15 protein-coding genes and 1 tRNA gene are annotated in these 13738 nt (G+C 33.2%); 15 read left to right on the top strand and 1 reads right to left on the bottom strand.

All coding sequences use genetic code 11. From position 1 onward, the window contains the following. Nucleotides 1-151 precede the first annotated feature (151 nt). Nucleotides 152-1537 carry a chromosomal replication initiator protein DnaA gene (gene dnaA, locus BM102_RS11000; protein WP_033152525.1) on the bottom strand — a complete coding sequence of 462 codons (1386 nt, stop codon included), beginning with the start codon at nucleotides 1535-1537 and terminating at the stop codon, nucleotides 152-154. 471 nt (nucleotides 1538-2008) lie between these two features. Between dnaA and rpmH the strand changes: the two genes are divergently transcribed. The 15 genes from rpmH to fliY all read left to right on the top strand — a co-directional run bounded on the left by rpmH (nucleotide 2009) and on the right by fliY (nucleotide 13731). Next, nucleotides 2009-2143 carry a 50S ribosomal protein L34 gene (rpmH, locus tag BM102_RS10995; protein WP_044939261.1) on the top strand — a complete coding sequence of 45 codons (135 nt, stop codon included), beginning with the start codon at nucleotides 2009-2011 and terminating at the stop codon, nucleotides 2141-2143. A 48-nt stretch (nucleotides 2144-2191) separates the two neighbouring features. Continuing rightward, on the top strand, nucleotides 2192-2530 hold the full coding sequence (rnpA, locus tag BM102_RS10990) for a ribonuclease P protein component (RefSeq protein ID WP_044939259.1): 339 nt from the start codon (nucleotides 2192-2194) through the stop codon (nucleotides 2528-2530). Between the two features lie 20 nt (nucleotides 2531-2550). Further along, nucleotides 2551-2763, top strand: a complete 213-nt coding sequence (gene yidD / locus BM102_RS10985) for a membrane protein insertion efficiency factor YidD (RefSeq protein ID WP_090395199.1) — start codon at nucleotides 2551-2553, stop codon at nucleotides 2761-2763. Between the two features lie 17 nt (nucleotides 2764-2780). Continuing rightward, a complete protein-coding gene (locus tag BM102_RS10980; protein ID WP_242942933.1) occupies nucleotides 2781-4052 on the top strand; it encodes a YidC/Oxa1 family membrane protein insertase in 1272 nt (423 codons plus the stop codon). 13 nt (nucleotides 4053-4065) lie between these two features. Further along, on the top strand, nucleotides 4066-4695 hold the full coding sequence (gene jag, locus BM102_RS10975) for an RNA-binding cell elongation regulator Jag/EloR (protein ID WP_090481974.1): 630 nt from the start codon (nucleotides 4066-4068) through the stop codon (nucleotides 4693-4695). Nucleotides 4696-4839: 144 nt separating this feature from the next. Then, nucleotides 4840-6210 (top strand): tRNA uridine-5-carboxymethylaminomethyl(34) synthesis GTPase MnmE, encoded by a 1371-nt coding sequence (mnmE, locus tag BM102_RS10970; protein WP_090481971.1) that lies wholly within the window; start codon nucleotides 4840-4842, stop codon nucleotides 6208-6210. A 79-nt stretch (nucleotides 6211-6289) separates the two neighbouring features. Next, nucleotides 6290-8176 carry a tRNA uridine-5-carboxymethylaminomethyl(34) synthesis enzyme MnmG gene (gene mnmG / locus BM102_RS10965; protein WP_090481968.1) on the top strand — a complete coding sequence of 629 codons (1887 nt, stop codon included), beginning with the start codon at nucleotides 6290-6292 and terminating at the stop codon, nucleotides 8174-8176. Between the two features lie 66 nt (nucleotides 8177-8242). Further along, on the top strand, nucleotides 8243-8962 hold the full coding sequence (rsmG, locus tag BM102_RS10960; protein ID WP_090481965.1) for a 16S rRNA (guanine(527)-N(7))-methyltransferase RsmG: 720 nt from the start codon (nucleotides 8243-8245) through the stop codon (nucleotides 8960-8962). Between the two features lie 36 nt (nucleotides 8963-8998). Further along, on the top strand, nucleotides 8999-9469 hold the full coding sequence (locus BM102_RS10955) for a hypothetical protein (RefSeq protein ID WP_090481962.1): 471 nt from the start codon (nucleotides 8999-9001) through the stop codon (nucleotides 9467-9469). Between the two features lie 301 nt (nucleotides 9470-9770). After that, the gene (locus BM102_RS10950) at nucleotides 9771-10541 is read left to right on the top strand and encodes a ParA family protein (RefSeq protein ID WP_033152516.1); all 771 of its coding nucleotides are present in this window, start codon (nucleotides 9771-9773) and stop codon (nucleotides 10539-10541) included. A gap of 2 nt (nucleotides 10542-10543) precedes the next feature. Then, nucleotides 10544-11434, top strand: coding sequence for a ParB/RepB/Spo0J family partition protein (locus BM102_RS10945; protein WP_033152514.1), 891 nt, complete (start codon nucleotides 10544-10546; stop codon nucleotides 11432-11434). A 26-nt stretch (nucleotides 11435-11460) separates the two neighbouring features. Beyond that, entirely contained in the window at nucleotides 11461-11952 is a 492-nt protein-coding gene (locus BM102_RS10940; protein ID WP_033152513.1) for a DUF4446 family protein, read from the top strand. A 10-nt stretch (nucleotides 11953-11962) separates the two neighbouring features. After that, on the top strand, nucleotides 11963-12838 hold the full coding sequence (locus BM102_RS10935; protein WP_177194958.1) for a DUF3881 family protein: 876 nt from the start codon (nucleotides 11963-11965) through the stop codon (nucleotides 12836-12838). A gap of 29 nt (nucleotides 12839-12867) precedes the next feature. After that, nucleotides 12868-12941 (top strand) — tRNA-Arg (locus BM102_RS10930). A gap of 184 nt (nucleotides 12942-13125) precedes the next feature. Beyond that, nucleotides 13126-13731: a flagellar motor switch phosphatase FliY gene (gene fliY / locus BM102_RS10925; RefSeq protein ID WP_090481957.1), complete on the top strand. Its 606-nt coding sequence runs from the start codon at nucleotides 13126-13128 to the stop codon at nucleotides 13729-13731. Nucleotides 13732-13738 lie beyond the last annotated feature (7 nt).

The following is a 13738-nucleotide window of genomic DNA, read 5'->3' as shown; positions in this document are numbered from 1 at the left end:
ATAACTCATGAAAAACTGTGAATTAAGTATTGATAATTTATGGATAAATTGTGAATAAAAAGTGTCTAAATTTTCAAATATTAACCGTTATGTGATGTAATAAACATGGTTTTAACAATTTATCCAAAGGGTTATCAACAAGTTATTAACATTAATTAGGATTAATCTTTTTCTTAATTGTTTCTACAAGGTTTCTTGTATTTTCATCTTTATCAATTTCATCCTCGATTTTATTAGCACCGTGAATGATTGTTGAATGATCTCTTCCTCCAAGAAGAAGACCAATTGCTTGTAAAGATGAATCTGTCATTGTGTTACATAAGTACATGGCAATTTGTCTAGGTCTAACTACTGAACTAGAGCGGTTTTTAGATGCCATTTGATCAACTGTAATATTAAAATGCTCAGCAACAACTTCTATTATAAGCTGCGGAGTAATTTCTCTTGAAACATTAGGAGAGATGAAGTTTTGTAATTCTCTCTCTGCTATATCCATTGTAATATCAATCTTTTCAAGTCTTGAGAAAGCAATAAGCTTATTAAGAGCTCCTTCGATTTCTCTAATGTTTGATTGAATATTTTCTGCAATATATTTTCTGATTGATTCATCAAGATTAAAGTTCTTTTCTTCAATCTTTTTATTAAGAATGGCCATACGTGTTTCATAATCTGGATATCCAATATCTGCCATAAGACCCATATCGAATCTTGATTTGAAACGATCATCTAATGTCTCCATATCCTTTGGAGGTTTATCAGATGAAATAACAATTTGTTTACCCATTGCATGTAAAGCATTGAATGTATGGAAAAATTCTTCCTGTGTAGATTCTTTTCCTATAATAAACTGAATATCATCGACCATTAATACATCTACTGTACGATATTTATCGCGGAAGCGTTGCATAGCAGTAGCATTATTGTTTGTTCTAAGGTTTTCAATAACCTCGTTAGTAAATTCTTCTGATGTTACATATAATATGTGAGTGTTTGGATTTTGATTTTCGATGTAATTACCAATAGCTTGCATTAAGTGAGTTTTACCAAGACCTGGTCCACCGTAGATATATAGTGGGTTGTAAAATTCTCCTGGTGATTCAGCAACTGCAAGAGCTGCAGTTTGAGCAAATCTATTATTTCTACCAACAACAAAATTATCAAAAGTAAACTTAGGATTAATAGTCGAATTTCCCATTCTTTTTTCTTCAAAAGAAGGTGTTTCTTCTATTTTAATGTGTTCAATATTTTTTTCTTTTTTGATTTGGTTTGCATTGTCTTGAGATATAACTAAGATGTCATCATATTGAATTCCAGTAAGTTCTGCGATTGTGATACGAAGTGGAGTTGTAAACTTTCTGGTTACATAACCAAGTGTCATACTGTTTTGATCACCGTTATAGATGATGTATAATTTGTTATCTTCTATTTGAAATAATTCTAGAGGTTTAAGCCAAGAATCATAAGAAACATCAGTGACTTTATACTCATTTTTTAAGTAGTCTAGGATTTCATCCCATTTTTTTACAAGTTCTTCCATATAATTTCCCTTTTATCCACATTTAAACTATTTTATATTCTACCCTAAATACGGCTTTTATTCAATAATTAGTGTAAAAACGTGTAGGGGGTAGTTTAAAGGCTAAAATGGCTTATTTTTTGAATTTGAGCGTTTAAAGTTGATATTGTGAGTTATCCACAGTCATAGTAGAGAGTTTTCCACAATTTTAACCTTTAAAATTCATATATTTTTCTGTTTTTTGTGGAAAAATGTTAATTATTACTATTTTATCCACATGGTTATCCACAGCTTGTAGATAAATAAAATATTTTTTTTTACGATTTTCCACTATATTTAGTATTGTTTATTTTAAATTTCATTTATATCTTGTGTTTTTTAGTTATCCACATTCTTTCATTATTATATTAATGCTTTTTATTATTGACTTTATGGGCTTTTCCCTATATAATTTCAACTGATGTTTTCTCATAAAGAGGAGGTGGATATATTATGAAGATGACATATCAACCAAAAAAGAGACAGAGATCCAAAGTTCATGGATTTAGATCTAGAATGAGCACAGCAGGCGGACGTAAGGTTCTTGCTTCAAGACGTGCAAAAGGAAGAAAGAAATTATCAGCTTAGGCCACAGACCATGTGGTCTTTCTTTCTATTTTAAGGAAAATTTTTGTTATGGAATTTAGTGAATCTCTAAAAAAGAATAAAGACTTCACAACTGTATACAGAAGAGGTGTGTCTAAAGCTAATCGACAGCTTGTAATGTATATCTACCATAATAATACAGATCGAAATCGAATTGGAATTTCTGTTAGTAAAAAGGTTGGAAATTCAGTAGTACGACATCATTTGACGAGACTGATAAGAGAAAGTTATAGACTTAATGAAGAGATGTTCAATAGTGGTTTGGACATTGTAGTCGTTGCAAGAGAAGCCAGTGCATCTGCAACTTTTGATGAAATACAAAAATCTTTACTTCATCTTGCAAATCTTCATAGGGTAACTCGAAAATAAATGGAATCGTCGTTTCTATTATGTTGAAGAAGATATTTATATATTTAATTAAGTTTTATCAAAAATATATTTCTCCAATGAAAACCACCAAATGTCCTTATTATCCAACATGCTCTTGCTACGGCCTTGAGGCAGTTCAAAAGTATGGAGCTATAAAAGGCGGTGGATTAGCTCTTTGGAGAATTATCAGATGTAATCCTTTTTCTCATGGTGGATTTGATCCGGTTCCATAGTAACTGGAGGTTTTACATTGAGCGATTTATTTCTTACCGCTTACGGTGGATCTATCCTTGGACCTATTGCTAAGGTTTTAGGATGGATTATGGATAAGATTTATGTTTTTCTCGCTGGTTTAGGTGTTGAAAACATAGCTCTTACAATCCTTGTTTTTACTATTCTTATTTATGTTTGTATGTTTCCTATTACATACAAGCAGCAAAAGTTTGCAGTACTTACTCGTAAGATGCAGCCTGAGATGAAGGCTATTCAGGATAAGTACAAAGGTTCTAGAGACCAGGCAACTATGCAAAAGCAGCAGGAAGAGACACAGGCTTTATATGATAAGTACGGCATTTCACCTACTGGTAGCTGTGTTTATATGTTAATTCAGATGCCTATTCTTTTTGCACTTTATAGAGTTTTCTATAATGTACCTGCTTATATTGGTTCTGTTAAGAATATTTTTACAGAATTAGTTAACGGTATTGTTGCTACTGATGGTTTTGCTACTACAATGCAGACTATTTACGATGAATCTGGAATTAGATTACAGCAGACACCTGAATTTGCATCTGCAGATTCTGATGCTGTTTCTAACTTTATCGTTGATGTTTTGTATAAGCTTCCTGCTTCAGGATGGGCTGAGGTTACTGACAAGTTCCCAAGCTTATCTTCATCAATCGATTCTGTTGTTGCAAAGCTTGAGCAAATCAACTATTTATTCATTTTAAATATTTCTGATACACCACTTAACCTTGTTAAGACTGGTTGGGCTGGAAAAGATTTTGGATTAATCATTGCAGCTTTAATGATTCCACTTCTTTCATATCTTTCACAGCTTGCTACAATTAAGCTTATGCCTACAAACACTGAGGGTCAGTCAGATCAGATGGCACAGCAGATGAAGACAATGAATCTTATGATGCCTTTAATGTCACTTTTCATTGGTTTCACTGTTCCTGTTGGTCTTGTATTCTACTGGATCGTTGGTGGTGTAGTTCGTATTACACAGCAGTACTTCTTAAATAAGCATTTTGAGAAGATTGATCTTGAAAGTATTATTGAAAAGAATAAAGATAAAGCAGCTGCAAAGGCTGAAAAGCGTGGTATTCGCCAGGCTCAGATTTACGAAGCAGCTCGCATGTCTACAAAGTCTTCTTCTATGGCTGACAAAGCAAACCTTGTAAAAAATAATGAAGAAGCTCTTAATGCAGCTAACGAGTTAAGATCAAAAGCTAATGCTAATTCTCTTGCTGCAAAAGCAAATCTTGTAAAAGATTTCAATGAACAAAATAATAAGTAAGGGGGCAATAATCTTGGAATTCAAAGAATTTACAGGTAAAACTGTTGATGATGCACTTACTAATGCTACTGTTAGTTTAGGTGTTACATCTGATCAGATTAAATACGAAGTTGTTGAAGAGGGAAGTACAGGTTTCCTTGGAATCGGTTCAAAGGATGCAATTATTAAAGTTGTAATTTCTGCAGATGAAGATCCAAAGGAAGTTGCTAAGGAATTCCTTGATGGAGTTTTCGAAGCAATGCAGCTTGAAGTTAATATTTCAATGTCATTTGATGAAGAAGATAAAACTCTTTCAATTGATTTAGCTGGTCCAGAGATGGGTGTTTTAATTGGTAAGCGTGGACAGACACTTGATTCACTTCAGTATCTTACAAACCTTGCAGTTAATCGTTCATCAGAAAATTATACTAGAGTAAAAATCGATACAGAAGATTACAGACGTCGTAGAAAAGAAACTCTTGAAAATCTTGCAAGAAATATGGCAAGCAAAGTTAAGAGAACAAAGAAGTCAATTACTCTTGAAGCTATGAATCCTTATGAGAGACGCATTATTCATTCTGCACTTCAGAACGATAATAATGTTACAACTCATTCAGAGGGCGAAGAGCCATATCGTTATGTAGTTATTACTCTTAAGAAATAATTTTTGATTTTTTAGGGTTAGTCTTTTAAATTGGACTAACCCTTCTCTTTGTTTTTAAATAATGTAGATAAATATCATTTTAAATAGTATTTTATAATTAAGTGTTATTTAAAATCATATTTATAACTTTTATGGAGGTTTGATTTGTACCAGTCAGATACTATTGCTGCAATCGCTACATCTATGAATAGTTCTGGAATAGGAATAATCCGTGTTAGTGGAGAAGATTCTATTTTTATAGTAGATACTATTTTTCGTGGTAAGAATAAATTAAAAGATTGCGATAGTCATACAATTCAATATGGTCATATTTATGCCGGTGATGAGATAGTAGATGAAGTACTAGTACTTATCATGAAAGCTCCTCGTAGTTATACTACTGAGGATGTTGTTGAAATAGATTGTCATGGTGGCATTTTAGTTCTTAAAAAAGTTTTATCTCTTTTGGTTAAAGCTGGAGCTCGTATTGCTGAACCAGGTGAGTTTACAAAAAGAGCTTTTTTGAACGGACGTATAGATTTATCAGAAGCAGAATCTATTATGGATTTGATTTCTTCAAATTCAGAGCTTGCTATGAAAAATTCCATTAAGCAGTTATCTGGATCATTAAATAAAATCATTGTTGATTTACGCGATAAGATTTTATATGAAACTGCTTATATTGAATCAGCATTAGATGACCCAGAACATTATGATTTAACAGGATATCCGGAAGAACTTAAAGGTAAGGTTGAAGGGATTATTGATACTGTCGATGGCTTAATAGATTCATTTAATTCTGGTCATATTTTAAAAGAAGGTATCAATACTCTTATTCTTGGAAAACCAAATGCAGGAAAATCTTCTTTGCTAAATACTTTATCAAGAAGAGAGAGAGCAATTGTTACAGATATTCCTGGCACCACTCGTGATACTTTGGAAGAGCAGATTACTATCAATGGTGTTAGTTTAAATATTATTGATACAGCTGGTATTCGTGAGACAGATGATGTCGTAGAGAAAATTGGTGTTGATAAAGCTATCGATTCTATTGATGATGCAGATTTAATTTTATTTGTATTGGACTCTTCAAGACCTCTTGATGAAAATGATGAGTTCATTATAAATAAGATTTTGGATAAAAAAGTTATTATATTACTAAATAAATCTGACCTATCTACGGTAATCAGCGAGGAAGAAATATACAATAAATACAATAAATGCGTTATTTCATTCTCGTCAGTAAGCCTTGATGGTCTTAAGACACTTGAATCTACTATTACTGATATGTTCTTTAGTGGTGAGGTTCGCAGTGATGATACTTTATACATTACAAACTCTCGTCAGGCTGCTTGTCTTTCTAATGCAAAGAGTAGTTTGGAAAATGTACTTTCTAGTATCGATAATATGATGCCAGAAGATTTCTTTTCTATTGATTTGATGGATGCCTATAGTTATTTAGGTGAAATTACTGGTGAAACAATAGATGATGATTTAGCTAATAAAATTTTCTCAGAATTTTGTATGGGAAAATGATATTTCAAATCGAACAAAGTGAAGATTTGGAATATCAGGAGGGCCTTTGCCCGATTATAAGAAATAAAAGGAGTTATTTATGTCTGTAGTTGAAGAATCCTATGATGTAGTTGTTATAGGTGCAGGTCATGCTGGTTGTGAAGCAGCTCTTGCATCTGCTCGAATGGGATTAAATACAATTTGTTTTACTGTAAGCATGGATTCAGTTGCTTTAATGCCATGCAACCCTAATATTGGTGGTAGTTCAAAAGGTCATCTTGTCAGAGAGTTGGACGCACTTGGGGGTCAGATGGGTATCAATATTGATCATACTTTTATTCAATCAAAGATGCTCAATTCTTCTAAGGGACCTGCTGTTCATTCTCTTAGAGCTCAGGCTGATAAAAGTGCTTATTCACTTCGAATGAGAAAGACAATGCAAGATACAGATAATCTTACACTTAGACAAGCTGAAGTCACTGAATTAATTATGGATGGCAAAAAGGTTGCAGGTGTTAAGACTTTATCTGGAGCAATTTATCATGCGAGAGCAGTAGTAATATGTACAGGTACATATCTTAGAGCTAGATGTTTATACGGAGATGTAATTGAACATACTGGTCCTAACGGTTTAAAGGCAGCTAACCATCTAACTCAGTCATTATTGGATAATAATGTAGAAATGAATCGCTTTAAAACTGGCACTCCGGCAAGAGTTGATAGTCGTTCTATTGATTATTCTAAGATGGAAATCCAGCTTGGTGATAATCCTGTAGTTCCATTTTCATTTAGTACCAATCGAGAAGATGTTCAGATTGAACAGGTTCCATGTTATCTTACTTATACTAACGAAAAGACTCATGAAATTATTAGAGCTAATCTTGATAGATCGCCAATGTATTCTGGTGTAATTGAAGGAACTGGTCCAAGATACTGTCCAAGTATCGAAGATAAAGTAGTTCGTTTTGCTGATAAGAATAGACATCAATTATTTGTTGAGCCAGAGGGACTTAATACAAATGAGATGTATATTGGTGGTATGAGTTCATCAATGCCAGAGGATGTTCAGTATGCAATGTACCATACAGTTCCTGGTCTTGAAAATTGTAAAATTGTTCGTAACGCATATGCGATAGAGTATGATTGTATTAAAGCTACTCAGCTAAAAGCATCACTTGAGTTTAAGGATATTGATGGTCTTTTTGCTGCTGGTCAGTTTAATGGAAGTAGCGGATACGAGGAGGCTGCAGCTCAGGGATTAGTTGCAGGTATCAATGCAGCGTTAAAATTACTTGGAAAAGAGCCAATGATTCTTGATAGATCAAATTCGTATATTGGCGTTCTTATAGACGACCTTGTTACTAAGGAAACTAAAGAGCCATATCGTATGATGACATCAAGAGCAGAGTATAGACTTCTACTTAGGCAAGATAATGCAGATTTACGCCTCTCTAAAATTGGTTACGAGGTAGGTTTATTACCTAAAAATCGCTATGATCATGTGGTCGAAAAAGAGCGTCAAATTGAAGAAGAGGTTGCTCGAGTTAAAGAAATCAATATTGGTGCTAGAAAAGAAGTTCAAGCTCTACTTGAATCATATGGAAGTATTCCTCTTTCAAATGGTATTAAGCTAGTAGATTTGATTAGACGTCCAGAGCTTGATTATGACAAGCTTGCTCCTATTGATCCAGATAGACCAGAGCTATCTGATGAGGTAAGAGAGGAAGTTAATATTTATATTAAGTATGAAGGATATCTTACAAGACAGGCTAAGCAAGTTGCTCAATTTAAAAAGCTTGAGTCAAAGATGATTCCTACTGATATAGATTATGATGATGTTTCTAGTTTACGAATTGAAGCTCGTCAAAAACTTACAAAACTTAGACCAGCTAACATTGGACAAGCATCAAGAATCTCTGGAGTTAGTCCGGCAGATATCTCAGTACTTTTAGTTTATTTGGAAACTTATAAGAGTAAAGAAAAATAATCGGTCTGTTTTAAGGGTACTTCTATATACCCTCAAAACAATACAATTTTTTATTATAGGAGATTTATGAGTAGAGATTATTCATATTTGAAGAATACAATTATTGATTGGAATCTTACTTTAGATGACAAGCAAATAAATCAACTAGATTTATTCTATGAAATGTTAGTTGAAAAAAATAAGGTAATGAATCTTACTGCTATTACAGAGTTTGATGAAGTTATTGTAAAGCATTTTGCAGATAGTTTATCTATAGGTAAAGTTATGCCATCAAACATAAATACTGTATGTGACCTTGGAACAGGAGCAGGTTTTCCAGGTATACCTATGGCTATAGCTTATCCTAATATTCAATTTACATTGATTGATTCTCTAAATAAAAGAATTAAATTTCTTCAGGAAGTAGTAGATGCATTAGGTTTAAAGAATGTTACTCTTATTCATGCAAGAGCAGAAGAGGCTGGTAGAAATAAACTATACAGAGAAAAGTTTGATTTGGTTGTTTCTAGAGCCGTTGCTAATATTAGTACTTTATCTGAGTATTGTTTACCTTTGGTAAAACTCAATGGTTATTTTATTAGTTTCAAATCAGGTGATATAAAAGAAGAGGTATCTTTATCTGGAAATGCTATTCAAAAATTAGGTGGCTCTATGGAAGAACCAGTTTATTTTTCTCTACCTGATACTGATATTAGTAGATCATTTATTATTATTGGTAAGAAAAAATCTACACCTAAGGCTTATCCTAGAAAAGCTGGTACTCCAAGTAAGGAGCCTTTAAAGTAATATTTTCACATGAAACATTAATATGGGGGATGGTTTATGGTAAATGACTTCCTAAAAAAATATCAGGAAGAACTTATTTCTGAAAAAATACAACTAAAAGAAGATATGGATTTATTAGAAACTAAGATAAAAGAAGAAAAAAAGTTTCTTAATGTATTAGAAGAGTCTAATGAATCTTATTTTGTCGAGTTTACTCCAAGAGATATTAATGCCAAAAATAATGAAAAGGCAGCAGAAATACGTCAAATTCTTTCTGAGTTAGAATCTCAAATGAGTAATAAAACTAAACAAATGAAGTTTTATGATAGCAGATTAGTAGAACTTAATGCTTTGATAAACAATACTGCTGTTATAAATAGACCATCTGATACTAATAACAATCAAACTACTATTAATGATAGTATTGATGATAGTTTTAAAAATCAGCTTGAATCGATTAAAGATATTATAGTTTTGGACCCTTATAGAGCAAAAATTGAATTAGAAAAATTAATTTCTACACTATAAAATAGTTACCAAAACTAAATATAGAAAATGTTTCACGTGAAACATTTTCTATTTATTAGCATTACAAACACAAAATATAGTATAAGGATTTTTGAATCAACTTCTATATATTGCTATTTTTAATAATAATGTTTCACGTGAAACATTTCTAAAGCGGATATAATTAATCAATATCTAGTAAATAAACATCCATATATTGCAAACCAAAACAGAAATTCTTGGTAGAATTGAATATATTGGAATGATATAATTTTACTGTTCACAAATTTAAATACTAAACTATAAAAGAGGGAGACAATAAATGAAGAGAGTAATTGCAATAGCCAACCAAAAGGGTGGAGTTGGTAAAACTACTACAAGTATTAACCTTTCAGCATGTTTAGCTGAAGCAGGAAAAAAGGTTCTTGTTATAGACACTGATCCACAGGGAAATGCAACAAGTGGACTTGGTCTTGATAAGGATGAATGTGAGAATACTGTTTATGATTTAGTTCTTGATCAATGTAGTATTAAAGAATGTATGTATAAGGTGGAAAATATTCCAAACCTTACTATTATTCCTTCAAATGTAGACTTGGCCGGAGCGGAGATTGAGCTTCTTGGTATTAATGAAAAGGAATATATTCTTAGAAATGCAGTTGACTATGTAAAGGATGACTTCGATTATGTAATCATTGATTGTCCACCATCTTTGAATATGTTAACTATTAATGCTATGACAACAGCTGACTCAGTACTTGTACCAATTCAGTGTGAGTATTACGCACTTGAAGGTATTAGCCAGTTGATTCACACAATCGATCTTGTACAGCAGAGACTTAATTCAAAGCTTAAGATTGATGGCGTTGTATTTACAATGTACGATAAGAGAACAAATCTTTCTTCTGATGTTGTTGATACAGTTAAGAATAATCTTAATGCAACAGTATATCAGACAATCATTCCTAGAAATGTAAGACTTGCTGAAGCTCCATCTCATGGACTTCCAATTAATTTATATGATGAGAAGTCTGCTGGTGCAGAAAGCTATCGTAATCTTGCAAAAGAAATCATTGGAAGAAAGGATTTATAATTATGGCAGCTAAAAAGGGAGGATTAGGTAAGGGACTTGATTCCCTTATTGTTAATAAGAACGAGGGTGTAGTAGTAGCTAACCCAGAGCAGCACGGTGCACCTGTTGAAGTAGAAATTGATAAGGTTGAGCCAAATAAACTACAGCCTAGAAAAAACTTTGATGAAGATAAGCTTCAAGATTTAGCAGAAAATATTAAAATACACGGAATCATCAATCCACTTCTTGTTCAGGATAGAGGTTCATATTATGAGTTAATCGGTGGCGAGCGTAGATGGAGAGCTGCTAGAATTGCTGGCCTTAAGAAAGTACCAGTAATCATTATGAATCTTAGTGAGCAGGAGTTCGTAGAGATTTCTCTCATTGATAATATTCAGCGTGAGCAGTTAAACCCAATCGAAGAAGCTATGGCTTTTGCAAGACTTATTGATGAGTTTAAGCTTAAGCAGGATGAAGTAGCAGAGCGAGTTTCAAAGAGTCGTACTACTATTACAAATGCTCTTAGATTATTAAAGCTTGATAAGCGTGTTCAGGATATGATTGTAGATGATAAGCTTACTACAGGTCATGCTAGAGCAATGCTTGCAATTACTGATTTAGATAAGCAGTATGAATTCGCAGAGAGAGCATTCGACGAAAAGATGTCAGTTCGTGATGTAGAGCGCGAGGTAAAGAAGCTCTTAAACGACAAAGCTGACAAAAAATCAAAAGCTGCTGGACTTGATCCTCAGCTTGCTGCAGTATATCAGCAGACACAGGAAAAGCTTAAGGGTGTACTTGGCACAAAAGTATTTATCAATGCAAAAGATAATAAATCAGGAAAGCTTGAAATCGAGTATTATTCTCAGGATGAGCTTAACAGAATCGTAGATTTGCTTGAATCTATAAAATAAACATATGTTCGATTGGAGAAATAATAATGATAGAACAATATCTTGGAATTAGTACAGACTACATTGTAATAGGACTTGCAGCACTAGTTCTGATAATGACAATACTTTTAATTGTATTTATCGTGCAAATGCATAAGCTTAAGAAGAGATATAAAATCTTTATGCAGGGCAGCGATGCAAAATCATTAGAGGATACACTTGTTTACAGATTAGAGCAGGTAGATGAGCTTATCGAAGCAAATGCTAGCAATGAAAGAAATATTGATGCAATCTTCAAGAACATGAAGGATTGCTTCCAAAAAATTGGTCTTGTTAAATACGATGCATTTAACGAGATGGGTGGAAAGCTTAGCTTTTCACTTTGCATGCTTAATGAGAAGAACTCTGGTTATATCATTAATGCAATGCACTCAAGAGAGGGTTGCTATACATATGTTAAGGAGATTATAGATGGTAATTCTATAATCCAACTTGCAGAGGAAGAGGAGCAGGCTCTCAATCAGGCTTTAAATGTTTAATGGACGGTATATGATGCATAAATTTTTACCAGCAATTGGATTTAGTAAACTTAATAAAGAAACACTAGAAAATCTTATTCAAGAAATAATTCTTCGACCTGATTACCAGGAGTCTGCAATAGATTTCGAAGGTAATCAGTTTGTTGAGCTTAGATATATGGTGGCAGACAATGTTGGACTTGTTTTGCGTGGAATCTATAACGATAAAGATGAATTTATTTTAGATTACTATTATCCAACTTATCTTGGTGAGAGTATATCATCTAATAACGAGGTAGATGTAATAAAGCAGTCTGATAAGGAATGCTATCATGTTATGGTTGATGAATTAAGATTAGGTGTTAATCTTATTTTTCATCTCCAAAACATGGGAGAGTATCTCAGAAGAAATACCACCAACGGTAAAGGTGTTAAGCGTGATATTAGATTGGCAGCCTTATCTTTGGATGGAAAAGTTATTCTTCCTCTTTACGACAATGAAAAAAGTCGTATAAAGGAGAAAATGAATAACAAGAAACGCATTGATCTTGTAGAGCAGGCTAGAGAGGGAAATGAAGAAGCTCTTGAAAGCCTTACAATGGATGAAATTGATTTATATCAGCGTATTACAAGAAGAGTTTCTCGAGAAGATATCTTGAGTGTCGTGACAAGTTTCTTTATGCCTTACGGAATAGAGAATGATAAATACGAGATTATGGGTGATATTCTTGATGTTAAAACTGTTGTAAATCATCTCACAATGGAGGAATTATATCTGCTTGTAGTGGAAAGCAATGATGTAGTTCTTGAAGTGTGCATAAACAAGAATAATTTATATGGAGAACCTACAATAGGACGCCGTTTTAAAGGTACTATTTGGCTACAGGGAACTGTTGATTTTTCTTAAGCTTTAGATTAAAATCAAATAGTTGTCGAGTTTGAGTAGCTCAGCTGGATAGAGCGTCCGCCTCCTAAGCGGAAGGCCGTGGGTTCGAATCCCATCTCGAACATGATTGGAAGGAGTCTATGAAATAGGCTCCTTTTTTTAATTAGGAAATATAACATTTTGTCCACACAAAATTCGCAACTTTGGGGTAAAATACCTTTGTATGGAGAATTGTATATTGTATAATAAAAAGGAATAACACAATTCTAGGAAAAGGGGGAAAATAAATTAGAGGAGGACGGTAGTGTATGGCAGATTTAAGTTTAACTAAAGAGCAACAAGATACTCTTGGAGAAATTGCGAACATCAGCATGGGTTCATCTGCAACATCTCTAAGTGCATTATTAAATAATTTAAAGGTAGATATCACAACACCCAAAATCGAGTTAATTCGTAAAAGCGAATCGCTTGATGACTATCACAATGTTTGTGTGTTGGTACATATAAATTATATTAAGGGATTATCAGGAAGTAACGTATTAATCCTAAAAGAAAATGATGTAAAAATAATCGCTGACCTTATGATGGGTGGCGATGGAACAAATACAAGTGGTGAGATTGGCGAGCTTCAGCTTTCAGCCGTTTCAGAAGCTATGAACCAGATGATGGGAAATGCAGCAAGCTCAATGTCACAGCTACTTAATAGAGTAGTAGATATTTCACCACCAAAAACAGATAATATCGACGTAGAAAGCGTAAAAATATTCGAGAGATTATTTGAATCACCTGAAATAGATTTTGTCAAAATAACATTTGATTTAAAAATAGGAACGATAATAGATTCAGTTATGGTACAGCTGTATCCTATTTCGTTTGCGAAGGATATGGTATCTCTATTTGAAAAAAAGGATTAACTAGGGG

Origin of the sequence: Pseudobutyrivibrio sp. JW11, assembly GCF_900115355.1 — a bacterium.
Taxonomy (GTDB): domain Bacteria; phylum Bacillota; class Clostridia; order Lachnospirales; family Lachnospiraceae; genus Pseudobutyrivibrio; species Pseudobutyrivibrio ruminis.
The sequence above is the reverse complement of the archived record's forward strand: the minus strand, read 5'-3'. Positions and strand labels throughout refer to the sequence as shown.

Coding starts and splice junctions, on each gene's coding strand:
- BM102_RS10940 (WP_033152513.1), top strand. CDS start 11,461: ATGATAGAACAATATCTTGGAATTAGTACAGACTACATTGTAATAGGA.
- BM102_RS10945 (WP_033152514.1), top strand. CDS start 10,544: ATGGCAGCTAAAAAGGGAGGATTAGGTAAGGGACTTGATTCCCTTATT.
- dnaA (WP_033152525.1), bottom strand. CDS start 1,537: ATGGAAGAACTTGTAAAAAAATGGGATGAAATCCTAGACTACTTAAAA.
- rpmH (WP_044939261.1), top strand. CDS start 2,009: ATGAAGATGACATATCAACCAAAAAAGAGACAGAGATCCAAAGTTCAT.
- rnpA (WP_044939259.1), top strand. CDS start 2,192: ATGGAATTTAGTGAATCTCTAAAAAAGAATAAAGACTTCACAACTGTA.
- rsmG (WP_090481965.1), top strand. CDS start 8,243: ATGAGTAGAGATTATTCATATTTGAAGAATACAATTATTGATTGGAAT.
- fliY (WP_090481957.1), top strand. CDS start 13,126: ATGGCAGATTTAAGTTTAACTAAAGAGCAACAAGATACTCTTGGAGAA.
- mnmG (WP_090481968.1), top strand. CDS start 6,290: ATGTCTGTAGTTGAAGAATCCTATGATGTAGTTGTTATAGGTGCAGGT.
- BM102_RS10935 (WP_177194958.1), top strand. CDS start 11,963: ATGATGCATAAATTTTTACCAGCAATTGGATTTAGTAAACTTAATAAA.
- yidD (WP_090395199.1), top strand. CDS start 2,551: ATGTTGAAGAAGATATTTATATATTTAATTAAGTTTTATCAAAAATAT.
- BM102_RS10955 (WP_090481962.1), top strand. CDS start 8,999: ATGGTAAATGACTTCCTAAAAAAATATCAGGAAGAACTTATTTCTGAA.
- BM102_RS10950 (WP_033152516.1), top strand. CDS start 9,771: ATGAAGAGAGTAATTGCAATAGCCAACCAAAAGGGTGGAGTTGGTAAA.